Here is a 23,312-nt window from a genome sequence, read left to right as displayed (position 1 = left end):
GCTCTCTACCTAGCAGTAGATAGCAGCAGCGGAAGACGAAAACAAAGACCCCTGAAAACGCAGCAAACACCGGCCGTGCGATCCACACACAACGAGATCGCCAGCCCACCGCAAGGAGCACCATCATGAACGCCAAGACCATCCTGACCGCCGCCGCCCTCGCCGCCGCCTTCGTGACCGGCGCCGCCCAAGCCGCAACCGGCGAAGCCTACGGCTACACCTACCGTGTGACCGATGCCCGCAGCACCTTCACCGATGGCGCCCGCGTGAACGACGCCCGCAGCACCTTCACCGACGGTGCCCGCGTGAACGACCAACGTAGCCCCTTCACCGATGGTGCCCGTGTCGGCAAGACCGACCCCTACACCGATGGCGCCCGCATCGTCGCCGGTCTGGATCGCACTGGCGTATCGGCCACCCCGGCCCGCAGCGCTGACCCGTACCTGGATGGCGCCCGCGTGACGAACCGCGATGGCTATACGGACGGTGCCCGCACGGCTGACCCGTACACCGACGGCGCACGTTTCGTCGCCGGCCTGGATCGCGTAGGCGTATCGGCCAGCCCGGCCCGCAAGGTTGATCCGTATCTGGACGGCGCCCGTGGCAATGCCCCGCGCAACCCGTTCTACGACGGTGCCCGCCAGTTCGATGTCTTCACCGACGGCGCGCTGGCCTGAGTTGGCGAATTAACGGAAGCGGATTCGCCGCCGGACGCGGCGAATCGCAGCGATGATCCATGCAGCACGGCAGGCGGGGCCTCACAAGGGCTCCGGCCTGCTTTTTCCGGGGAGCACTAATATGAAGACGATTGGTCACGACGCCCTGATTCTGGGCGGATGGATGGCAATCTGCCTCGCCAGTGGTTCCGCCGTCACTCTTGTGGTGCAGACACTGGCACTTTGAGGCCAGGCATTGACTCCGGGAAAATCCCCGGTTGAGTATCTATCTTCACGTAGATAAACTGCCCCACATGAAAACGCAACCTGTCCGCGAGCAACTGCTCGAACACACGCTGGTACTGATCCGCCGTCGTGGTTTCAACGGTTTCAGCTATCGCGACCTGGCCGAGCTGGTGGGCGTCAAGACCTCCAGCATTCACTATTACTTCCCGTCCAAGGACGACCTGGTCCTGGAAGCGGTGAAGGAATACAGCGCGCGGATCTCGGCGCGCCTGAGCGGTATCGATCCGGCATTGCCGGTGCTGGAGCAGGCGAAGCAGTATCTCGACCCGATTCGCGCGACCTGTGGATCGGACCAGATCTGCCTGGCCGGCATGCTGTCGACGGAAGTCCTGTGCCTGCCCGAGCCCGTGCACAAGGTGCTGAAGGATTTCTATCGGATCAATGAAGCCTGGCTGGCCAAGCTGCTTGAGCGTGGCCAGAAGGAACGCGATACGCCGTACCCGGTGCCGCCCGAGATGCTGGCGCAGGTGCTTTACGGCGCGTTGCAGAACGGGCTGATTGCCGCGCGCCTGTTCGGCACGCAGGAACGGCTGGAAGCCGCGGCGGAAACGCTGCTCGGCGCGCTGTGCAACAAGCGGGCTGCCGCGCTGCTCGAAGCCCACGCCTGATCGAATTCGCCTTGAAGAAAAGCCGCCGGATGGTTGACCCCATCCGGCGGCTTTTTTTCATTGGGACGTCCCGTTCAGCTGGCTGGCAACGGCGTCACATAGCCAGGCCTCGTCATCGTGCGGCAGATCGTGGCCGGCCCATGGATGTCGCAGGTGGCGCGCCTGCCACGCGGCCGCCAGTCGTGCCGAACAGGCCGGGTTGACCAGTTGGTCGGCATCGGACGACAGGATCAGCGTCGGGCACGCGGGTGGCTTCGCGCTGGCGCGATAGCGCGCCGCAGCCAGCAGTTGCCGTGCCGCCGCCGCCCGCGTAACCGGAGCGCTCTGGCCGATATGGACCCACTCCGCGAGGTCCGCATCGCGCGTATCCATTCGCTCGCAGGTCAGGCGGTGCACCGTGCGCTCGCAGCGCGCGCGGTCATGCCAGTGATTGGCCATGCCGAGGATCGCCGCCCAGTTCTGCGGCCGCAGCCGCTCCGTTACCGTGCTGAACGGGCGCATGCTCGTGTTGATCAGCACCAGTGCGGCGACTTCCGACGGATACGCTTGTGCCCAGTCGGTCGCCACCATCGCCCCCAGTGACATCGCCAGGACACGGCAGGGCGCGCCCACGCCCACGCCCGCATTGGCATCGCGCACCGCTTCCACCATCCCGCGTACATCGGCAGGCACCGGCGCATCGCGCGCCGTGCCGTTGCCCGGCAAGTCGATCAACACCGGGTGCCCCAGTCCACGCGATTCCCACACGGCCGGCAGGCTCCCCCAGTGCCTGGATTCGCGGGTCAGCCCGCGCAGGAAGATCCACGGGCTCATGGTGCGGGCTTGCTGTTCTGCCAGTGCGCGCGGGCCTGTGCCAGCAGTTGCTGGCGACGCTCGCCATGCGGCAGCCATCGCTCCGGCGCGAAGGCGATGCGCCCGAGAAAATCGAACAGGCTGACATGCCGGCGCAGCACGCGTGCCGTGCGGTGCGCCTTGATCGGGTTGAAGATGCCGGCGCGCGAGAACAATTGCCGCGGATTCTTCTTGATCCAGAGCCATGATCCCAGCTCCAGCGTCATCGGCAGGAACAGGCTGCCCGGCGGCGCGCGGTCATAGGCAAAGTCCCAGAGATCGCCGTGCAGCAGGTACTGGTGGCTTTGTGGCTCGAAGGCATAGCCGTGATGCGGGTGTGCCTGCTCGAACATCGTCTTGAGCAGGTACATCTCCGGCAGGTGTGCCATCGGCGTGTGCGTGCGCGCGTACGGAAACCAGATGCTGTCGCGCCAGCCGTAGCCCGAATGGCAGTCCACTGCGAAGCTGAGCGGCCGGCCCAGCAATTCCTGTTCGACCACGCGCAGCAGGGCCGCGCTTTCCGGCTCCATCGGTGCCCCGGCCCGGCCGCGATACCACGGCAGCCATGCGCCGATGCGCTGTCCGCCGGCCAGGAACGGCACCGCGGCATCGGCGTTCTGGGGCGCGTTGCGCATCAGGTCCACGCCATTCGGATTGGCGCGCGTGGCCCCGTACATGCCGCCCGGATTGACGATCGGCATGAAAACCAGCCGCACGGTCTGCAGTTCGCGATGAAGCAGTTCGTCCCATTGCAGGCGGCATAGCACGGAGCGCATGTAGTCCAGCACCAGTTGCGTCCCGATACGCTCGAGTCCGTGAATGCCGCCAAAGATGCCGATGGCGGGCGCGTCCGGCGCCTGCGTGCCGAGGCTGGCGACATGCACGCCGAACATGCGACCCTGCACGGCCACCTCGCAGGCCACGCGGGTCTGGAACCACGGGGCGCCCAGTTCCAGCAGCGCCAGCAACTGGTCGTACTCGGGAAAGCTGGGATGGCCCGGGGCGGTCATCGGCGAGGGTCGCTGAGGAGGGGGAGGGAAGGCGGCAGGGGATTCAGTTCAACGCAGTTCGACTCAGTTCAATATAGGCGCTGGCGGCGGTGCCTCGCAACGGCGATCGGCGGCGCTGCCGGGCAACACCAGGCAGTCGAGCAGCGCCACCAGCAGGCGGGTCTCGCGCCGGCTGCGGAGGCAATACAGGTATTCATGGATGACGGGCGCGTGGCTGGCAAACGGCACCACGCTGAGCGCGGGATCGCGCGGCACCTCGCCCACCGGCATCACGCTGGCGCCCAGGTTGTGCCGGATCGCCTCGCAGATCGCCTCGCGGCTGCCGATGACGGTGTGTGCCGGCAGTTCCGCGCCGACGGTGGCCAGTGCGGCTTCGGTCGCCTCGCGCGTCATCGAGCCCTGTTCGCGTACCAGCAGGTGGCATGTGGCCAGTTCCGCCACTTCCACGCGCGGACGCCGCGCGAGCGGATGCACAGGATGGACCACCAGCACCATCGGGTCGGCAGCCAGCGTCACGCTGGCCAGCCGCGCATCGTCGACGGCGTGCGATGACACCGCGGCGTCGATGCGGTATTCGAACAGCGCGTCAAGCATCTGCCGGGAATTGCCCACCTCGATGCTGACGTCGATGGCCGGATACCGCTGCCGGAAGGCGGCCACGCTGCGCAGGATGTAGTAGGGGCCGGTCGCGCCGATGCGCAGGCTGCCAAAGCCCAGGTTGCCGGCATTGCGCAGCAGGAAGTCGGCATTGCTTTCCTGCCGCATCATCTGCTCGGCCAGCGGCATCAGCGCGACGCCCACGTCGCTGAGGTCGACGCGGCTGGCGCGGCGATGAAACAACTCCACGCCATAGAGGTCCTCGAGCTGCCGGATGCGGCCCGTGACCGTGGGCTGGCTCACTCGCAATTGCCGCGCGGCGGTGGTGATGCTGCCCTGGCGCGCGACTTCGTAGAAGGTCATCAGCAAGTCGCCAAGCATGGGGTCTCATTCAGGAAGCAGGACGACCGGCGAGGCTAGCGCATGAATGTGACAGCGTGACGACCCCAGACGAAACGCGCGCCCCGCTCCCGAGTCGAGAGCAGGGCGCGCCCCGCAAAGGCGCTTGACGCCGCGGAGGTTGCTTCAAAATGAAGCGAAGCGGTCCTGGCTAGGGCGAAGCAGGGGCTTCGGATCGCACGCGATCCGCCTGCGTAGCGGCATGCGCCTGCTGGCGTATGCGCGCCCTGCAAGGGTGCGGCCGCAGACAGTACAAGTCGTACGGCAAGGCCGCGCAACGACGCCAGGATCTTTTTGAAGCGACCTCTCAAACGCCCATCGCCGGATCGGAGATCGTGTGCGTGCCGTTCTCCAGCCGGCCCGCAAAGCGCCGCACAAAGCCGCCTTGCTGCGTGGTGACCGTGAAGTCGTACCAGTTGCCCTGCGAGCCGACCGGCCAGTGCTGGTCCAGCTCCTTGCCCGCCGGCACCTCGAACGTCCACGGGCCGTCCGGGCGGTAGGCGTTGGGGGTGACGGTGAACGTGCAGGTGGCCGTGCCGCGATTGATGAGCGTCAGCCAGACTTGCGCGTTGGCCTCGTCGTAGCACACGCGGATCTCGGGCGCCGCGCCGCCGCCGGCCGCCTTCTGTGCACTGACGTCGCCGACGAAAGCGCGGTGGAAGCCGTTCGGCCCCAGCACCCACAGGTCATACCGGCCATTGTCCGTGGCAAACACATCCCACTTCGCGTCGATCTCCTTGCCGGATTCCAGCGCATACCGGCGCGGCACATCGCCCAGGTGCAGGCGGTCGTAGACGTGGAACACGGCGGCTTGCGCGCCATCGTTCTTGAACTTGAGCCACATCGTGCGATTGACCGGGTCTTCCAGGCCGCTGGTATGCAGCGTGTAGGGCAGCGCGCGCGAGGGACGCGTGCCGGCGGCCTGTTTCGGCATGGCTTGCGTGGCGACGGACGGCGTCGGGATTTGCGTCAGCGCGTCCTGCGCGGCGCGCTGGCTGTCGGCGTCGGTCTTCAGCAGCGGCGTGAAGGACAGGGCCGCATTGCCATTCGGGTTGACGAAGTCGAACGCGGTCATCAGGTCGCCCATGACCGCGCGGCGATAGGGACTGATATTGGTCTCCGCCACGCCGAAGCGCGCCTCCAGGAAGCGCAGCACGGACGTGTGGTCGAACACCTGCGAGTTCACCCAGCCGCCGCGGCTCCACGGCGAGACCACGTACATCGGCACGCGCGGCCCCGGGCCGAATGGCGTGTGATCGACGCTGTAGTACTCCGCCTTGGCATCCATCGTGGTGGCGCCGACCGGATTGCCGGCGGCGTCCAGCGCCGGCGCGCACGGCGGCGGCATGTGGTCGAAGAAGCCGTCGTTCTCGTCGAAGTTGATCAGCAGGACGGTCTTGCTCCAGACATCGGGGTTGGCCGTCAGCGCGTCCAGCACCTGCTGCGTGTACCACGCGCCTTGCACCGGGCTTGACGGCCCCGGGTGCTCCGAGTACGTGGCCGGCGCCACCACCCACGAGACCTGCGGCAGCGTGCCTGCCGCGATATCGTCGCGCAGCGACTGCAGGAAGCCGCCGTCCGGCATGGTGTTGGCGATCCCCTTGAACAACGGATTGGCCGCGTCGGCAGCCGGCGTGTAGGCGGTGTAGGGCGCGCCGTCGATGGCGTTGCCTGCCGCCGCATTGGCGGCGCGATATTGCGCAAAGCCGGCCAGCGGGTTGTCGGTGAAGTTGTCCGGCATGTTCTGGTAGACCTTCCAGCTCACGCCGGCGGTCTGCAGGCGCTCCGGGTAAGTGGTCCACGTGTAGTTGATGCCGGTGGCGTCGAGCGAATCGCCGCTGTTGTCGATCACGGGGCCGCCCTTCTGGCCGAACGGATCGTTGGTGCCGGTCCAGTGATACAGCCGGTTGGTGTTGGTGCCGCCGTGGAAGCTGCAGTGATAGGCGTCGCAGAGCGTGAAGGCGTTGGCCAGCGCGAACTGGAAGCCGACTTCCTGCTCCGTGTAGTAGCCCATCGACTGCGTTTTCTTGGCCGTCGGCCATGCGCTCATGCGGCCGAGATCCCAGGCGGCCTGCGCATCGGGCTGGCTGTGCGGGGTGCCGCTGACGCGCTGCGCGTTGCCGGCCTTGCTGTCGAGGTGATAGGGCAGCACCACGCGATTGGTGTTGCCGCTGGCGTAGGTCTGCTGGAAAACGGTGCGGCCGCCCGGCAGCGGGATCGGGAAGCGATCGCCAAAGCCGCGCACGCCCTTGAGCGTGCCGAAGTAGTTATCGAACGAGCGGTTTTCCTGCATCAGGATCACCACGTACTGGACGTCGCGAATGGACTTGGTGACGTTGTTGGCCGGAATGGCCAGCGCGCGGCGAATGGCCGGCGGGAAGGCGGCAAGTGCCGCGGTGGCGGCGGCGCTGCCGCCAGCCATCTTCAGGAAATTGCGTCGGCTACTGGAGTTCATGTCTGGGCTGCCCTGAGTGTTCTTGTGAGGAGGACGTGCGGGATGACGGTCGGATCGGCGATCGGATCGGTGGTCGGAGGGCGGGCTCAGGGCGCGCACTTCATTTGCGGCTTGGGCGTGTTGCCCGGATCGCCGGCGGGTGGCTTGCTGCTGTCGTCGTCACCGCCGCAGGCGGTCAGTGCCGCGCACAACAGTAGGGCGGCCAGCGCGCCCAGGGGGCGGGTGCGGGCAATGGTGCGGATTGCGTGGATCATGTTCGTCTCTCTTGCGGAGGAGGAGTGGACGCGTCATGCGTCCCGTGGCATATCGCGCTGACCGCGATGTGCTCCGCAGAGTACGGATGGGGCTTGTCGGCGCAGTGACATCAGGGCAAAGAATCCTGATGGCGACATTCGCCAATTTGCGGGCCATTGTCGGAGATGGCCCGGGACCTGGCCGGGGAGATGGCCGGGAGGTGGCCCGGAAGATGGCCTGGAAGGTGCCCCGGGAGGTGGCCCGGGGGATGAGCGCGGGAAAGCGCGGCGCCGAGGGGCGCTGGCGGCGCGCCTAGCGGTGCATGCCCGCCAGCTGCATCACCCCGCGCAGCACCCACGCCGCCACGCCCAGCGCGACCACGCTGCCGGCCCAGATCAGCACCAGCCAGCCCAGCCGGCGCAGCCAGCGCGGCACGTGTCGCGGCGTCATCTGCATCAGTGATAGCCCTCGCCGTGCCGGACCTTGCCACGGAACACGTAGTAGGCCCAGACCGTGTACATCAGGATGAACGGGATGATGAACAGCGCGCCGACCAGTGCGAAGCCCTGGCTCTGCGGCGGCGCCGCGGCGTCCCAGATCGAGATATGGGGCGGCACGATGTTGGGCCATACGCTGATCGCCAGCCCGCTGTAGCCCAGGAACACCAGCCCCAGCGCATACAGGAACGGCGTGACGTGCGCATCGCGACGCAGCGCGCGCATCAGCATCGCCATGCAGATGGCCACCAGCAGCGGCACCGGCGAGAACCAGATCAGGTTTGGCAACTGGAACCACCGTTCGGCGATGGCCGGATGCGTCAGCGGCGTCCACAGGCTGATCGCACCGATGACCGCCAGTAACACCCACGCCAGACGGCTGGTCACGTGCTTCATGCGGTCATGCAGCGGGCCCTCCGTCTTCATGATCAGCCACGTGCTGCCCAGCACCGAGTAAGCCACCACGACCCCCACACCGCAGAACAGCGGGAACGGCGCCACCCAGTCAAGCGGGCCGCCCGTGTACATGCCGCGCTCGACGGGGATGCCGTCGATATAGGCGCCCAGTGCCACGCCCTGGAAGAACGCGGCGACGAGCGATCCGACAATGAACGACAGATCCCACACCGGCCGCTCGCGGTCGTTGGCCTTGAAGCGGAACTCGAACGCCACGCCGCGGAAGATCAGGCCCAGCAGCATCAGCACCAGCGGCAGGTACAGCGCGGACAGCACCACCGAATAAGCGAGCGGGAAGGCGGCCAGCAGCCCCGCGCCGCCGAGCACGAGCCACGTCTCGTTGCCGTCCCAGACCGGCGCCACGGTGTTCATCATCACGTCGCGGTCATGGCGATCGGGCACGAAGGCGAACAGCATGCCGATGCCGAGGTCGAAGCCATCCATCACCACATACATCATCACGCCGAAGAAGATGATGAGGACCCAGAGGAGCGAAAGATCGATACCCATGATGTCAGCTCCCGGTGCGTGCGGTGGCGGGGCGCACATCGTCGTCGATGGCGGACAGCGGTCGCGCGGGCTTGTGGTCCGGTGGCGGCTCCGTGACGCCTTCGGGCGGATCGCCCTCATGCTCCTGCGGACCCTTGCGCACCAGCCGCAGCATGTAGGCGATACCCACGCCGAACACGAACACATACGAGACCACGAACAGCGCCACGGTGAACGTCATCTCCGGCACGCCGTGCGGCGTGACCGCATCGGCGGTGCGCATCAGGCCATAGACCACCCACGGCTGGCGCCCGATCTCGGTGGTGAACCAGCCCGCCAGCAGCGCAATCAGTCCGGTCGGCCCCATCCACAGCGCCATGCGCAGGAATGCGCGGGAGCGGAACAGCGCCTCGCCACGCCGGAGCAGAAGGCTCCAGGCGCCCAGCGCGATCATCAGCAGGCCCAGTCCGACCATCACGCGAAAGCTCCAGAACAGGATGGTGGCGTTAGGACGATCCTCCGGCGGGAATTCCTTGAGCCCGGGAATCTGCCCGTCCAGGGTGTGCGTCAGGATCAGGCTGCCAAGCCGGGGGATCTCCACGGCGAAGCGGGTTTCCTCGCGCTGCATGTCGGGCCAGCCGAACAGCAGCAGCGGCAGCGGTTCGTTGCCCGTGTTCTCCCAATGTCCTTCCAGCGCCGCGATCTTGGCAGGCTGGTGTTCCAGCGTGTTCAGCCCGTGCATGTCGCCGATCACCGCCTGGATGGGCGCGACGATCAGCAGCATCCACATCGCCATCGACAACATCTTGCGGATGGCCGCGTTGTCGCGGCCGCGCAGCAGGTGCCAGGCGGCGGAGGCGCCGACGAACAGCGCGGTGGCCAGGAAGGCGGCCACGCTCATATGGGCCAGCCGGTAGGGGAACGACGGGTTGAAGATCACGGCGATCCAGTCCGTGGGGACCACGCGGCCATTGACGATCTCGAAGCCTTGCGGCGTCTGCATCCAGCTGTTGGACGCCAGGATCCACGTGGCGGAGATCAGCGTGCCCAGCGCCACCATCAGCGTCGAGACAAAGTGCAGCGCGGGGCCCACCTTGTTCCAGCCGAACAGCATCACGCCCAGGAAACCGGCCTCCAGGAAGAACGCGGTCAGCACCTCGTAGGTCAGCAACGGGCCGGTGATGCTGCCCGCGAATTCGGAGAAGAAGCTCCAGTTGGTGCCGAACTGGTACGCCATGACCAGCCCGGACACCACGCCCATGCCGAAGTTGACCGCGAAGATCTTGGACCAGAAGTGGTAGAGATCGCGATAGACCGGATTGCGCGTGCGCAGCCAGCAGCCTTCCAGCACGGCCAGGTACGAGGCCATGCCGATGGTGATGGCCGGAAAGATGATGTGGAACGAGATGGTGAAGCCGAACTGGAAGCGGGCGAGGTCGAGCGCGGTGAAGCCTGGCATGTGATGTCCTCCGGAGCGCGGGCCATCGCGCATCGCCTGCACGGCACCCACGTCAAGCGTAGTGCACATGCCGGGGTGCGCAAGGAGCGAGGGTGCTCCCGGCTGCACAACGGATCTCCTGTGGAAGAACCAGTTGCCATGCTAGGGCAGGCTACCCGGGAATAACAGCATCAACATGCGATGAAAAAACCGGATCAGTTTGCGCGAATGTGCTGCGATGCACCAATCCGTGTGCTATGGTTTTAGACGTTTCCCTCCAGCTTGCGAATCATGAATTGCGCCGCATCTGCTCAATGTTTTCCGGGAAGCCGCGCCAGCTTTGGCCAGCAGGACGAATCGGTAAAAGCGGGCCGGAGCATGTGCCGCTGTTGCCATTTTTGTTGCAGTCGCAATACCGCATGACCTTGCTTGTGGCGGAGGCTTCCCGCCACCAATCTGGAAGCGGTAGGCGCTTGCAGGAGTTGCAACATGAACACCGAATCACGTTATGTCTGGCATTACACCGTTGGCACGCCGCTGGGCGCCATCGCGCAGTCCGGCCGGCTTGTGCCTGCGGCGGCACACGTCTGGCCCAACCGGGGGGGTGAACAGGAGATCCTCTGGTTTTCGCGTAACCAGCAATGGGACCCATCGGCCAGCAAGGACGACGGCCTGAGCGAGGCACGTCACACGCTGTCGCGCTCGGGGCTGCATGCGCGCTTTGGGTTGTACCGGTTTGGCCTGTCGGCCAATGACATCCGGCTGCTGCCCTGGCCGACGATCACGCGCGTGGCCGATATCGATGTGCCCGAGGCCATGACGATGGTGGCCAGCGGCCTGCGCTGCGGCGCGGCGCCGACGGACTGGCTGGGCACCATGTCCGGCATTCCGCTGGCCGATCTGCGCTTCGAGGCGTGGACCGGCACCGAATGGCGCACGGCCGACCTCAACGACGTGGCCGCGCAACTCGCCTGAGCCCGGGTGCCGGCGTCGGCGCCCGAACCCCCAAACCTCCCAGCCTCCAGACCTCCCAGCCTCTGCGATCCGGCTTCGGCGCTGGATTCACAGCCCCCGATTCACCGGGCCAGATCCCCGGCATCAGACCCGCAGCACCCGATTCCCGGCGCCTCGCCGCCGGACTTCTACCGGCTCAGCCCACGTGCCGCAATCGGCCACACGCTTTCCACCACGCCCGCGCGGATGCCCACGATCTCGTCGTACAGATTGAGTGTGGGATCGCAGTGGCCGGGCACCAGCATCACGCGGCTGCCCAGTGCCGGCAGGTCACTCGGGCTCGCCGTCCGGGGCCTGACGATGCCGTGCTCGTCGTTGGCGGCCACATAGTCCAGCGTCTGCGACGCGGCGCCATCGGCCCAGACCCAGGGCAGCCCGGAATCCACGGCCATCGACTTCAGCCCGGCATCCAGCACCACGCGATCGCCCGCAGCCACGCTCATCACCGTGGTGGCGATAAACAGGCTGTGCTCGAAGCGCAGCGCGCCGGTATACGCATTGCTGCCGTAGTCCGCATCCATGAAGACATAAGAGCCCGGCTGGATCTCGGTGTACACGCCGCTGCCCAGGTCGAACTCCACGCTGCCGCTGCCACCACCGGTGACCACCTCGCAGCGAACCCCGGCCGCTTCCAGTTGCGTCAGCACGGCGCCCGTGCGGCCAGCAGCCTGCGCGGCCGCCTCGCGCCGTCCGGCCCAGTCGCGCAAATGCTGGATGCCGCCGTGGTAGGCCTGCAGCCCCCGCAGCCGGAGCGTCGCGTGGGCGGCGATGCGCTCCACCAGTTTCAGCGCCGCATCGGCATCGGGCACGCCACAGCGGTTCTGGCCGACGTCGATCTCCACGAACACATCGAGCGTAGTGCCGGCGGCCTGCGTGGCCGCGGCCAGCGCGTCCACCTGCGAGGCATCGTCCACGCAGACACTCAGTCGCGCGTGCCGGGCCAGCGTTGCCAGCAGCGCCGCCTTGGCCGGGCCGGCGATTTCATTGCTGATGTGGATGTCGCGGATGCCGGCGCGCACGAACGGCACGGCCTCGCTGACCTTCTGGCAGCAAATGCCAACGGCGCCCCGCGCCACCTGTGCCAGCGCGATGTCGGGGCACTTGTGGGCCTTGGCATGGGGGCGCAGGTGCACACCGGCCTGATCGGCGGCCGCCTGCATGCGCTCCACGTTGCGCGCGAAAACGTCCAGATCCAGCACCAGCGAGGGCGTATCGATGGCGTCGGCGGGCTGGCCGGGCCGGGCGGCGGGCGGGAGATCGAAGGCGATGGGCATGGTAGTTGGCATCGGGTGGAGATGGGGTGCAGAAGAATGGGGCGAGAGCCGGGCACATGAATCAGGGCGCGGGTTCCGGCTTGAACGATCCGTTGCGAACGATTCGGAGTGCGGAATCGGCGCGGAACCGGCGCGAGCGACAGCGTAGCACGCGCGGCGCCGGCGTCTCACTGCGGCGCCAACGATGCGCCAACGACGCACCCGCGATGCACCAATAGGCCCCCTCCGGCACCCCGGTACTCAGGGACGCCCCGCCTTGCGCTGCATCCGTTCTCAACTAGGATGGTGGTTGGATGTCCGGTCCGGCAAACAAGGGGTGGCGCCATGACACAGGTGGACGCAAGAGGCTTGCAAGTCTCCACGAGCAATCCGCAATCGATCGCGCGCTTCGAGACGGCGCTGACGCTATTGCACGGGTATTACGGCGATCCGCTAGGCGCCATCGATGCGGCGCTGATCGACGATCCCGATTTCGCGATGGGCCATGCGCTGCGCGCGGGCCTGATGGTCACGTCGGGCGATGGCACCGCCGAGGCGATGCTGCGCCAGAGCGTGGAGGCCGGCGAATCCATCCGCACCGGGCCCAATGAACGCGAGCGTCGCCATATTGCCGCGGCACGCGCCTGGCTGGACGGCCGGTTCGCGCAAGCCGTCCAGGCCTATGGCGACATCGCCATCGACTATCCGCGTGACATCCTGGCGATCCAGGTCGCCCACCTCGGCGATTTCCTGCTGGGCCAGTCGTCCATGCTGCGCGACCGCATCGCGCAGGTGCTGCCCCACTGGGACCGGGACCTGCCGGGCTATGGCTACCTGCTGGGCATGCACGCCTTTGGCCTGGAGGAGATGAACCGCTACGAAGACGCCGAGGCGCGCGGGCGCGAAGCCGTGGCGCTGAACCCGCGCGATCCGTGGGCGATCCATGCCGTGGCCCATGTGATGGAGATGCAGGGGCGGCTCGAAACCGGGATCGACTGGCTGCAGGCGCGCACCGCCGACTGGGCCGAGGACAACATGCTGGCCGTCCACAACTGGTGGCATCTTGCATTGTTCCTGATGGAGGAGGAGCGCTACGACGATGTGCTGAGGCTCTTTGACGATCACGTGAAGCGGCCGGCCCCGGCCATCGCGCTCGATCTCATCGACGCCGCCGCGCTGCTGTGGCGCCTGCATCTGCGCGGCGTGGACGTCGGCAATCGCTGGATCGACGTGGCCGAGGACTGGCACGCGCGCGGCGCGGCCGGTTATTACGCGTTCAACGACGTCCACGCGATCATGGCGTGCCTGGGCGCGGGCCGCACGGCCGACGTCGTGGAGATCCGCGCGGCCATGGCGGGCGCGGCGCTGGGCAGCGGCACCAACGCGATGATGACGCGCGACGTCGGCGTGCCCGTGGCCGACGCGTTGATCGCCTTCGAGCGGGGCGACTACGGCACCACGATCGACCTGCTGATGCCGGTGCGCCTGATCGCCCATCGCTTTGGCGGCAGCCATGCGCAGCGCGACGTCTTCAATCTGACGCTGATCGAAGCCGCGCTGCGGGGTGGCCGCGCCAGCCTGGCCGAAGCCCTGGTCGCGGAACGCACCGCGGCGAAACCGATGAATCCCACGAATCCGAGCCTGGGCGCGCTGGCGCGTCGGGCCCGCGATAGCCGATCCGTAGTCCGATCCGTTACCCACTGACTGGAGATACGCCGATGCGACAACCCACGCACCCAACCACGCGGAAAACCTTCCGGCAACTGACCCGTGCCACGCTGTTGCTGGCCGGCAGCGCCGCGCTGGTGGCAGCCAGTCTGCCCGCCATCGCCCATCATGGCTGGTCCACCTACGACGAGACCAAGCCGTTGACGGTGACCGGCAAAGTGGTGGAGTCCCGCTACGAGAACCCGCACGCGATGATCCGCGTGAACGCGCAGGGCAAGGAGTGGCTGGCCGTGCTGGCGCCGGTGTCGCGCATGGAGTCGCGCGGCGCCACGGCGGAGAAAGTGGCGGTGGGCAAGCAGGTCACCATGATCGGCTACGCCAGCAAGGAAAAAGCCGGTGAAATGCGGGTGGAACGGATCACGCTTGACGGCGGCCAGACGGTCGAGCTCCGCTAGGCGTCCGGCATGGAGCAACTGAGCGCATGGGGCGCCCAGCTCGCGGCGCTCCCGCTGTCCGTGGCGCTGCGGGCGTCCGCATGGGCCTACCCGTTGCTGGAGATCGTGCACCTGGCCGGCATGGCGTTGCTGTTCGGGTCCATCGTCGTGGTCGATCTCCGGCTGGCGGGACTGGGGCGGCAATTGCCCGTGACCACGCTGCTGCGCCACGCGCTGCCGGCGTCGGTGGCCGGCTTCCTGGCGATCCTGGCCAGCGGCGCGTTGCTGTTCATGGCACATGCCGACGAGCTCATCGTCAACCGGGCCTTCCTGGTCAAGCTGTTGCTGATCGTGTTGGGGCTGGCCAATGCCGCATGGTTCCACATGGGTCCCTACCGGCAGCTACATGCCGGCGATGCCGGATGGGAGACCGACCGGCCGCCGCCGGCCGGCGCGCGCACGTGCGCCGTGTTGTCGCTGCTGACGTGGTCACTGGTGATCTGCGCGGGCCGGCTGATCGCCTACGTCTGAGCGCCTGCGTCCGGGCGTCCGCACATCCGGGAGGGTTCTGGGGTTTTCGATGATTCCGGGCGTTCGTGATTCGGGCGACAGGGCCTGGCTGGCAGACATGCGGAATCGGGCGCCAGTGTCCACACATGTTCTCGCCTTGAGCCCTGAATTTGATGTAACGCAAATTGCGTGCAACGATGCTCAAGGTTGTTGGCGGGCCGTCGATAAGACTGAACTGGACCTGATCGAGTTGAGCCCCCCTCATGAACAACATAAGCATCCGCCATGGCCTGCTGGCCACCCTGGTGGTCTTCGGACTAATGATCGTCTTTGGCGCCGCGTTGGGCGTCAGCCAGTTGCACGCATCGAGTGCATCCGCCGAGCGCATCCACCTGATCGCCCAGCGCGCCTTGCTGCTCAATGACGCGTACAAGGACATGACCCGCGCGCGCTCGGCGCTGACCCGTGCCTACAGCTCCGCCAAGGAAGGCGGCGGCGTCAATACGGACGCGATCGGCAGCGCGGAGAAATCGATCGGGAAGTCGACCGGGGAACTCGATGCCTTCGAGAAGGCCCCCGCCTTTCCCGGCCAGGACGGCTCCACGCGCGAGGAGATCGTCAGCGCGGGCCGCGCCCATATGGACGCCGTGCAGCGCGCGCTGAACGCGCTGCGCAACAATGATCCGGCCGGTTACGCGGCGATCAACGACAAGGACATCACGTCGTCCGGCGCCAAGTATACGGTCGGCGTGGAACGGTTCCAGGCGCTGGCGAGCCAGCTCAACGAGCAGGAGATCCACGACGATCGCAGCCGCCTCAGCCGCGTGGTGGTGCTGGTGATCGTCGGCCTGTCGGCGTCCGTGCTGCTGATCGTGGTGGTGCATCTGGCGCTGCGTCGCCTGGTGGTGGCGCCGCTGAACCAGGCCTGCGGCCTGATCATGCGCGTGGCGGACGGCGACCTGACCATCGAGGTGCCGCCGGCCGGCAAGAACGAGATCGGCCAGCTGCTGGGCGCGTTGTCGCGCATGCAGGCCGGCCTGACCCAGACCGTGATGAAAGTCCGCGCCGGGTCCGATGCCGTGACGATCGGTGCGCGCGAGATCGCCGCCGGCAATACTGATCTGTCGTCGCGCACGGAGGAGCAATCGTCCGCGCTGGAGCAGACCGCTGCCAGCATGGAGCAACTGACGTCCACCGTGGGCAACAATGCGGAGAGCGCCGCCCGCGCCAGCGAGCTGGCCCGCAATGCCGCCGACCTGGCGACGCGCGGCGGCGACGTGGTGCGCGGCGTGGTGCATACGATGAGCGAAATCAACGCCAGCTCGCAGAAGGTCGTCGATATCATCGGCGTCATCGACGGCATCGCCTTCCAGACCAATATCCTGGCGCTGAACGCCGCCGTGGAAGCGGCGCGTGCGGGCGAGCAGGGCCGTGGCTTTGCGGTGGTGGCTGGTGAAGTGCGGGCGCTGGCCCAGCGCAGCGCCGGGGCAGCCAAGGAAATCAAGACGCTGATCGACTCGTCGGTGGGCAAGGTGGACGCGGGCAGCGCGCAGGTGGAGCAGGCCGGCAGCACCATCGAAGAGATCGTCGATGCAGTGAAGCGCCTGGCCGCGACGGTCAACGAGATCTCGGCGGCGTCGCAGGAGCAGTCCGGTGGCATCGTCCAGGTCAGCGAGGCGGTGTCGCAGATGGAGCAGGTGAACCAGCAAAACGCGGCGCTCGTGGAGCAGGCCGCCGCCGCGGCCGATTCGCTGGAGTCGCAGGCCAACCAGCTTGCCGCCGCGGTCACCACGTTCCGCCTGGCGGCCTGACGGTCGCAGCGCGTCGATCATTCGCTGAACGCCTTCGCGCCGTCCGCGAAGGCGAATCCCCACCAGGCTGGATGCCCGCCGCCCGATGTACGGGCGATGCGGGCGTCTTCCTTCCTCAGCCGTCCATCCCCGCCACGCGACGGGGCGGACGGGCTTACGCCGCCAGCATTTCCTCCACGAACAGCAGGCGGTCGTTGCCCCAGAACAGTTCCCCATCGACGATGAAGCTCGGCGCGCCGAAGATGCCGCGCGCCACGGCGGCCTCCGTCACGCGTTTCAGCTCGCCCTTGACCTCGGGGTCGTCGAGCATGGCCATCGCTTCGCGCGGGTCCAGCCCGGCGCCGACCAGAACCTTGCCGATCTCGTTCGGGTCGTTGAGGTTCTTGCCCTGTTCCCACATCGCACTGAATACCGCGTCCACATAGCGGTGAAAGTCGGCCTCGCCCTTGCGCTGGTAGCCGATCGCGCCGCGCATCAGCGCCAGCGTGTTGATCGGGAAGAACGGGTTCTGCCGGAACGGCACGTCGTAGCGCCGGGCCCAGCGCGCCGTATCCGAATTTGACCATTCGCTCTTGGCGGGGATCTCCGCCGGGCTGTGGTTGCCAGTGGCCTTGAACACGCCACCCAGCAACATGGGCCGCCAGACGATGGTGGCGCCGGTGCGCGCCGCCACGCGGGGGAGTTCCTTGTAGGCGAGGTAGGAGTAGGGGCTGCCGAAGTCGAAGAAGAATTCCACCTGCTTGCTCATTGCATGTCTCCGTTGGGGGCGTGTCGTGTGTGGAAATCGGTTGGGTTGGCGGGGACGGTTACCAGCGCTCCATCCACGGCCGGATATCCAGCTCGTGCGTCCAGGCGTCGCGCGGCTGCTGGTGGAGCATCCAGTAGGTGTCGGCGATATGTTCCGGATTGACGATGCCGTCCTGCGCCTTGGTCGCGTAGCGTTCCGGGAAGGTGTCGCGGATAAACGCGGTGTCGATGGCGGCATCGATGATCAGGTGCGCCACGTGGATATTCCTGGGGCCCAGTTCGCGCGCCATGCTCTGCGCCAGGGCGCGCAGCGCGTGCTTGGCGCCGGAAAACGCGGACATGCCTTCGCGTCCGCGCGTGCTGGCCGTGGCGCCCGTGAAGAAGATCGAGCCGCGCTGGCGCGGCACCATCACGCGCGCAGCCTCGCGGCCCATCAGGAAGCCGCCGAAGCACGCCATTTCCCACACCTTGAAGTAGACGCGCGACGTGGTTTCCAGAATCGGAAAATTCACGTTGGCGCCGATGTTGAACACCGCTACCTCCAGCGGCCCGATCTCGCGCTCGATGCGTTCGATCAGCGCGACGGTTTCTTCCTCCTTGCGCGCGTCGCAGCCGAACGCGTGCGCCTCGCCGCCCTCGGCGCGGATCTGGTCGACCAGCGGCGCGAGCTTGTCGGCGCTGCGACGCGTCACGCAGGCGACGTAGCCCTCGCGTGCGAAACGTCGGGCAATGGCGCCGCCAGTGGCGTCGCCGGCGCCTACTACGAGGATGGCTTTCTTGTCGGGCATGGTGGTCTCCTCCTGCCAGGGTTGGGTGGGCCAAGTGACTTGCATTGTGACAGGAACTCCATCGCTGCACACGCACCGCAGACCGCCAAGGTTTCCTTGACTTTATATCGTACGATATATATCTTACGATACGTCTTACGACATATCGGAGTGCACCATGCGACACCAGTTCGGTTCTTCCCACGGCCACCATCACGGCCAGCACGGCCATCACCACGAATCGGGGCGATGCGGCCATGACCGGCGCCGCGATCACGAGCGGGCCGATCCCTTCTTTGGCGACGTCCGCGATGTCGCCCGCGCTTTCTCCCGTTTCTCATCGCATTTCTGGATTCACGCCATCGGCCGGCGCGGCGGTGGCTTCTGGTCGCAGGGCGGCGGTGGCGACTGGGATGGCTCGGACGGCTTCGATGGGGACGGCTGGCGCCGTGGCCGCAAGTTCAGCGCGGACGATCTCCAGTTGCTGCTGCTGTCCCTGCTTGACGAAAAGCCATCCCACGGCTACGAGCTGATCAAGGCGCTGGAGACCCGCACCGGCGGCTTCTACAAGCCGAGCCCCGGCGTGGTCTATCCCGCACTGACTTTCCTGGAAGACCTGGGCTACGCCACGGTCGACACGGAAGGCAACAAGAAGCGCTATCACCTGTCCGACGCGGGGCGCGCCTATCTGGCCGAGCACCGCGAGCGGCTGGACATGATGGTCGGCAAGCTCCAGCACGTGGCGCGCAAGATGGACTGGATGCGCCGTGCCATGAGCGGCACCCCGCAGCGCGAGCCCGAGCAGGGCGGCTGGCTGCCGGAGTTCGTGGCGGCGCGTGTACGGCTCAAGCAGGTGCTGGCGCAGCGCAGCGAGGCGTCGCCGGACGAGCAGCGCCGCATCGCCGCGATCCTCGCCCGCGCGGCGGACGAGATCGAGGCGGCCGGCAAATCAGCCAACCCATCAGCCAACCCGCCGGACAACGGATCGGGAACCTGATCGCTCGCCGAATCGGACTGCGATTGCGACAACAAGCCAGCAGGCATCGACAAGGCCTGCTGACACGCCCACAAAAGGACAGCGATGACGCCGGCCATTTCGCTCCTGTTTTCCAGACTGTCCTTGCCGCCCGCGCCGGCCGGCGGCCTCTCTCCTAGGAATTCCATGACTGTTTCTCGTGACCTGACCGTCCAGCGCGTCCGTCATCCGCTCAAGATGCGCCTGCTGCAGGTATTGCGCACGCAGCGGGTGTCGTCGCAGATGTTGCGCGTGACCCTGGGCGGCGCAGACCTGGCGGACTTCGTCTCCGGGTCTTTCGACGACCATATGAAGGTGTTTTTCCCGGCGCCGGGTGCGGAGAAGCCCGTGCTGCCGCAAGTCGGCCCCGACGGCATCGTGTTCCCCGAAGGCCAGCCGCGTCCGCAGGCGCGCGACTACACGCCGCGCCGCCACGACCCCGTCGCGCAGGAGCTCGATATCGAGTTCGTGCTGCATGGCGATGGCCCGGCGTCCACCTGGGCGGCGCAGGCCCGGGCCGGCCAGTATCTGGGCGTGGGCGGCCCGCGCGGGTCGTTCATGATCTCGCGCGAATTTGACTGGCATCTGCTGATCGGCGATGACACCGCGTTGCCGGCCATCGGCCGGCGCGTGGAGGAACTGGGCCCCGATGCCCGTGTGATCGTGGTGGCCGAGGTGCCCGATGCCGCGGCGCAGGTTCCGCTGGCCACCGGACCCCATGCCGAAGTGCACTGGCTGCATCGCGAAGACAATGCCGAGGGCAGCCTGCTGGTGCCTGCGGTGCGCGGGCTGAACCTGCCAGAAGGCGAGGGTTATGTCTGGGCCGCCGGCGAGGCAGCCGCGATGCGTGCGGTGCGCCAGCATCTGGTGGCCGAGCGTGGGATCGACAAGACGCGCATCCGCGCGTCTGCGTACTGGAAGCACGGCAACGCCGCCGTCCACGAGACCATCGACGACTGACCGACAGGCTGACGCGCTGACGATCGAGGCAATCGTGGCAATCGACAGGAGCGGCGGCCCACGGGTTGGCGTTCGGCGGCTACACTAGCCAGCACGTCAACCGCCACGGGACCTTGCCATGCCGCTGCCGCGCCCAAGCCTGCCGCCGTTCGTCGCGATGGTCATCGCCATCCCTCTCGCACTTCCACTCGCCGCCTGCGCGCCGGACGCGGTCCGCAATGTCGAGGCCAAGGGCTTCAACGCCTATCTCGACACCGTCCAGAAGACGTGCGCCAACACGCGGCTCGGCACGCACCAGGTGGGCGACTGGCTGCGCAGCGGCAGCAACGACAGCGACAGCGACTACGTGTTCTGGCTGGACCAGACGTCACGGCTCTACTACAAGCGCATTTCCGTGCAGCAGTACCGCGACTCGATTGCCGGTGCCATGGGCGGCGACAAGTCCAACGCGGCGGCGCTCGACTGCATCGTGCATCAGCTTCCGCCGGAGTCGGCTCGTCCGAGCCGGATGCCCGGCGGACTGTTGTAACGGACAGCCATCGACGCCGACGGTGCAGAAGCCGGTTGTGCAAATGCGCGCCGCTGGCTAATATCAGTTCCCGGTGGCCGAGACAACGGCCGCCGACGTCGCTCGGACGGTTCCGGGCGCTTACGTAAAGGACTCCCGCCATGACTGCCGACTCCGGCAAGCGCCGCTTTGCGCGCATCGATCGTCTCCCCCCGTACGTTTTCAACATTACCGCCGAGCTCAAGATGGCCGCCCGCCGCCGTGGCGAGGACATCGTCGACATGAGCATGGGCAACCCGGATGGCGCCACGCCGCCGCATATCGTGGCCAAGCTCGTCGAGGCCGCGCAGCGGCCCGATACGCACGGCTATTCGGCGTCGAAGGGGATTCCGCGCCTGCGTCGCGCGATCTCGCACTGGTATCGCGAGCGCTACGACGTGGAGATCGACCCGGACAAGGAAGCCATCGTCACGATCGGCTCCAAGGAAGGGCTGGCGCACCTGATGCTGGCCACGCTGGATCGCGGGGACACGGTGCTGGTGCCGGACCCGAGCTACCCGATCCACATCTACGGCGCGGTGATTGCCGGGGCGGATATCCGCTCGGTGCCGCTGACACCCGGCATCGACTTCTTTGCCGAGCTGGAACGTGCGATCCGCGGCAGCTACCCCAAGCCGAAGATGATCGTGCTGGGCTTTCCGTCGAACCCGACGGCGGCGTGCGTGGAGCTGGATTTCTTCGAACGCGTGATCGCGCTGGCCCGCAAGCACGACATCTTCGTGGTGCACGACCTGGCCTATGCGGACATCGTCTTCGATGGCTGGAAGGCGCCGTCGATCATGCAGGTGCCCGGCGCCAAGGACATCGCGGTGGAGTTCTTCACGCTGTCCAAGAGCTACAACATGGCGGGCTGGCGCATCGGCTTCATGGTCGGCAATCCGGACCTGGTGGCCGCGCTGACGCGAATCAAGAGCTATCACGACTACGGCACGTTCACGCCGCTGCAAGTGGCGGCAATCGCCGCGCTGGAAGGCGACCAGCAGTGCGTGAAGGAGATCGCCGCCCACTACCAGTCGCGCCGCGACGTGCTGGCGAGGGGGCTGATCGAATCGGGCTGGCCCGTGGAGATCCCGAAGGCGTCGATGTACATCTGGGCGCGCATCCCCGAGCCGTATCGCGCGCTGGGATCGCTGGAGTTCGCCAAGCAGTTGCTGGCCAAGGCCAAGGTGTCCGTCTCGCCGGGCATCGGGTTTGGCGACTACGGCGACGAGTACGTGCGGTTTGCGCTGATCGAAAACGAATCACGCATCCGGCAGGCCGTGCGGGGCATCAAGGCGATGTTCCGGGCTGATGGCTTAGTCAAGGTGCCGGCGGCCTGAGTCGGCGCTCAGGCCATCGCCAGCGCTTCCGGAGTAGAGCGGCTGCCGTCTGGCAGTTCGCTCTCTCCGACCATCCGGTTCCTCCCCGAGACCTTGGCCTGATACAACGCGGCATCGGCGCGTGCCGAGAGCCGCGCCAGTGACTCGCCAGGCCGCCACGTCGCCACGCCACCGCTGATCGTGTAGCGCACCGTCCCGAATTCCGCCGTCACCGGACTGTCTTCCGCGCGCTGCCGGATGCGTTCCGCCACCTGCCGTGCCTCCGCCTCGCTGGTCGCGGGCAGCAGCACCACGAATTCCTCACCACCCAGCCGCGCCAGCCGGTCGCTCGCGCGGATCTCGCCCGCAGCCAGCTGCGCAAAGGCCCGCAGCACCGTGTCGCCGGCCGCATGGCCCCACGTATCGTTGACGTTCTTGAAGCGGTCGATATCGATGATCAGCAACGCCGGCGCGCGCCCGTCGCGCAGGGCGCGCGTCAGCTCCCGCTGCGCCTCGTCCTCATAGGCCTTGCGTGACATGACGCCGGTGAGCGCATCGGTATTGGCGATGGCTTCCAGCCGGCGCACCAGGCTGTCGTGGATCATCAGCACGGCGCCCATCGACAACGCGGGCATGACCAGCGCACCGAGCGCCAGGAACGCGGTATTGATGCCTTCGGCGGTCAGGCTGTCGCCCATCAGGGAACACGCGGCCAGCACGCCGCGCGTGGTGTGGCCCACGGCGAAACTCAGCGCGAACATCGCGGTGGTGATGGCGTGGCTGTTTGGCCTGCCGCGTGATCGCGCGCGAAGGAGGGTCCAGGCCACCAGCGCACAGAGGCTGGCGTGCGGCACGGAGACAACCACCACCCGGCCCTGAAAGCTGTCGATGCCATAGCGCAAGGCCACGACACCGATCGTCGTGGCGACGACAACACCAGCCAGCAGGCGCCACGACGGATTGCCGCCACAGAAGCGCACCGTGCCCGCATAGAAGACGCACAGCGCCAGGCACAGCGCGGCATTGGCGACGACTACGGAAAGGAAATCGGGAATCACGCCACGCAGCGCGAACAGGATCAGCGCGCCGGTGACGATCAGGTTGGCCATGCACCAGTCGGTGACGCCGGGCAGGTCGCTGCGGCGCAACGACCAGATGATGGCCAGCATCATGGCGCTGAGCGCCGCGGTGATGATGAGCAGGGCGTGCGGGGCCGACATTCGGCGGGACATCCGTGGTGAGGAAACCGCAATGATACGGCCCCGTCCGCGTCCCGCCGTCACGAATACCG

Annotated in this window: 23 protein-coding genes; 11 read left to right on the top strand and 12 right to left on the bottom strand. The window is 67.0% G+C overall.

Annotated features, from left to right (window positions below; all coding sequences use genetic code 11):
* Positions 1-125: 125 nt before the first annotated feature.
* The gene (locus tag BLR29_RS23275; protein ID WP_092140029.1) at positions 126-677 is read left to right on the top strand and encodes a copper resistance protein CopQ; all 552 of its coding nucleotides are present in this window, start codon (positions 126-128) and stop codon (positions 675-677) included.
* A 293-nt stretch (positions 678-970) separates the two neighbouring features.
* Positions 971-1,570 (top strand): TetR/AcrR family transcriptional regulator, encoded by a 600-nt coding sequence (locus tag BLR29_RS23270; protein ID WP_092140027.1) that lies wholly within the window; start codon positions 971-973, stop codon positions 1,568-1,570.
* 57 nt (positions 1,571-1,627) lie between these two features.
* On the opposite strand, the gene BLR29_RS23265 is transcribed toward BLR29_RS23270, so the two are convergent.
* The 8 genes from BLR29_RS23265 to BLR29_RS23225 all read right to left on the bottom strand — a co-directional run bounded on the left by BLR29_RS23265 (position 1,628) and on the right by BLR29_RS23225 (position 9,997).
* Complete coding sequence (locus BLR29_RS23265) at positions 1,628-2,383, bottom strand: alpha/beta fold hydrolase (RefSeq protein ID WP_092140025.1); 756 nt, start codon at positions 2,381-2,383, stop codon at positions 1,628-1,630.
* A complete protein-coding gene (locus BLR29_RS23260) occupies positions 2,380-3,411 on the bottom strand; it encodes a M14 family zinc carboxypeptidase (RefSeq protein ID WP_092140023.1) in 1,032 nt (343 codons plus the stop codon). Before BLR29_RS23260 ends, BLR29_RS23265 begins: the two co-directional genes overlap by 4 nt.
* A gap of 63 nt (positions 3,412-3,474) precedes the next feature.
* The gene (locus tag BLR29_RS23255; RefSeq protein WP_092140021.1) at positions 3,475-4,389 is read right to left on the bottom strand and encodes a LysR substrate-binding domain-containing protein; all 915 of its coding nucleotides are present in this window, start codon (positions 4,387-4,389) and stop codon (positions 3,475-3,477) included.
* A gap of 325 nt (positions 4,390-4,714) precedes the next feature.
* Positions 4,715-6,862 (bottom strand): phosphocholine-specific phospholipase C, encoded by a 2,148-nt coding sequence (locus BLR29_RS23245; protein WP_092140019.1) that lies wholly within the window; start codon positions 6,860-6,862, stop codon positions 4,715-4,717.
* A gap of 86 nt (positions 6,863-6,948) precedes the next feature.
* Complete coding sequence (locus BLR29_RS32545; RefSeq protein ID WP_176861039.1) at positions 6,949-7,116, bottom strand: hypothetical protein; 168 nt, start codon at positions 7,114-7,116, stop codon at positions 6,949-6,951.
* A gap of 292 nt (positions 7,117-7,408) precedes the next feature.
* A complete protein-coding gene (locus tag BLR29_RS23235) occupies positions 7,409-7,552 on the bottom strand; it encodes a DUF2474 domain-containing protein (protein WP_218132710.1) in 144 nt (47 codons plus the stop codon).
* Entirely contained in the window at positions 7,552-8,559 is a 1,008-nt protein-coding gene (gene cydB, locus BLR29_RS23230) for a cytochrome d ubiquinol oxidase subunit II (RefSeq protein WP_092140014.1), read from the bottom strand. Before cydB ends, BLR29_RS23235 begins: the two co-directional genes overlap by 1 nt.
* A 4-nt stretch (positions 8,560-8,563) precedes the next feature.
* On the bottom strand, positions 8,564-9,997 hold the full coding sequence (locus tag BLR29_RS23225) for a cytochrome ubiquinol oxidase subunit I (protein ID WP_092140012.1): 1,434 nt from the start codon (positions 9,995-9,997) through the stop codon (positions 8,564-8,566).
* A 468-nt stretch (positions 9,998-10,465) separates the two neighbouring features.
* Here BLR29_RS23225 and BLR29_RS23220 point away from each other — a divergent pair, with 468 nt between their 5' ends.
* Positions 10,466-10,951: a hypothetical protein gene (locus tag BLR29_RS23220; RefSeq protein ID WP_092140010.1), complete on the top strand. Its 486-nt coding sequence runs from the start codon at positions 10,466-10,468 to the stop codon at positions 10,949-10,951.
* A gap of 167 nt (positions 10,952-11,118) precedes the next feature.
* Here BLR29_RS23220 and BLR29_RS23215 read toward each other — a convergent pair whose 3' ends face one another.
* Entirely contained in the window at positions 11,119-12,264 is a 1,146-nt protein-coding gene (locus tag BLR29_RS23215) for a DSD1 family PLP-dependent enzyme (RefSeq protein ID WP_092140008.1), read from the bottom strand.
* Between the two features lie 324 nt (positions 12,265-12,588).
* Between BLR29_RS23215 and BLR29_RS23210 the strand changes: the two genes are divergently transcribed.
* From BLR29_RS23210 to BLR29_RS23195, 4 genes are all read left to right on the top strand, one after another.
* Positions 12,589-13,947, top strand: a complete 1,359-nt coding sequence (locus BLR29_RS23210) for a tetratricopeptide repeat protein (protein WP_092140006.1) — start codon at positions 12,589-12,591, stop codon at positions 13,945-13,947.
* 14 nt (positions 13,948-13,961) lie between these two features.
* Positions 13,962-14,366, top strand: coding sequence for a DUF6152 family protein (locus BLR29_RS23205; RefSeq protein WP_255371382.1), 405 nt, complete (start codon positions 13,962-13,964; stop codon positions 14,364-14,366).
* 9 nt (positions 14,367-14,375) lie between these two features.
* Positions 14,376-14,876: a DUF6644 family protein gene (locus BLR29_RS23200; RefSeq protein WP_092140004.1), complete on the top strand. Its 501-nt coding sequence runs from the start codon at positions 14,376-14,378 to the stop codon at positions 14,874-14,876.
* A 242-nt stretch (positions 14,877-15,118) separates the two neighbouring features.
* Positions 15,119-16,666, top strand: a complete 1,548-nt coding sequence (locus BLR29_RS23195) for a methyl-accepting chemotaxis protein (RefSeq protein WP_092140002.1) — start codon at positions 15,119-15,121, stop codon at positions 16,664-16,666.
* Positions 16,667-16,820: 154 nt separating this feature from the next.
* Here BLR29_RS23195 and BLR29_RS23190 read toward each other — a convergent pair whose 3' ends face one another.
* Together BLR29_RS23190 and BLR29_RS23185 are read right to left on the bottom strand one after the other, a co-directional pair.
* On the bottom strand, positions 16,821-17,414 hold the full coding sequence (locus BLR29_RS23190; protein ID WP_092140000.1) for a 2-hydroxychromene-2-carboxylate isomerase: 594 nt from the start codon (positions 17,412-17,414) through the stop codon (positions 16,821-16,823).
* 58 nt (positions 17,415-17,472) lie between these two features.
* Positions 17,473-18,201, bottom strand: coding sequence for an SDR family oxidoreductase (locus BLR29_RS23185; RefSeq protein ID WP_092139998.1), 729 nt, complete (start codon positions 18,199-18,201; stop codon positions 17,473-17,475).
* Between the two features lie 157 nt (positions 18,202-18,358).
* Between BLR29_RS23185 and BLR29_RS23180 the strand changes: the two genes are divergently transcribed.
* The 4 genes from BLR29_RS23180 (at position 18,359) to alaC (ending at position 22,042) form a co-directional block, all read left to right on the top strand.
* The gene (locus BLR29_RS23180) at positions 18,359-19,177 is read left to right on the top strand and encodes a PadR family transcriptional regulator (protein ID WP_092139996.1); all 819 of its coding nucleotides are present in this window, start codon (positions 18,359-18,361) and stop codon (positions 19,175-19,177) included.
* Positions 19,178-19,342: 165 nt separating this feature from the next.
* A complete protein-coding gene (locus BLR29_RS23175; RefSeq protein WP_092139995.1) occupies positions 19,343-20,155 on the top strand; it encodes a siderophore-interacting protein in 813 nt (270 codons plus the stop codon).
* A 118-nt stretch (positions 20,156-20,273) separates the two neighbouring features.
* Positions 20,274-20,684: a hypothetical protein gene (locus BLR29_RS23170; RefSeq protein ID WP_176861038.1), complete on the top strand. Its 411-nt coding sequence runs from the start codon at positions 20,274-20,276 to the stop codon at positions 20,682-20,684.
* Between the two features lie 140 nt (positions 20,685-20,824).
* Positions 20,825-22,042 carry an alanine transaminase gene (alaC, locus tag BLR29_RS23165; protein WP_092139993.1) on the top strand — a complete coding sequence of 406 codons (1,218 nt, stop codon included), beginning with the start codon at positions 20,825-20,827 and terminating at the stop codon, positions 22,040-22,042.
* An 8-nt stretch (positions 22,043-22,050) separates the two neighbouring features.
* On the opposite strand, the gene BLR29_RS23160 is transcribed toward alaC, so the two are convergent.
* Positions 22,051-23,241 carry a GGDEF domain-containing protein gene (locus BLR29_RS23160; RefSeq protein WP_092139991.1) on the bottom strand — a complete coding sequence of 397 codons (1,191 nt, stop codon included), beginning with the start codon at positions 23,239-23,241 and terminating at the stop codon, positions 22,051-22,053.
* Between the last annotated feature and the right edge of the window lie 71 nt (positions 23,242-23,312).

This window comes from Cupriavidus sp. YR651, from assembly GCF_900101625.1.
GTDB lineage: Bacteria > Pseudomonadota > Gammaproteobacteria > Burkholderiales > Burkholderiaceae > Cupriavidus.
The sequence above is the reverse complement of the archived record's forward strand: the minus strand, read 5'-3'. Positions and strand labels throughout refer to the sequence as shown.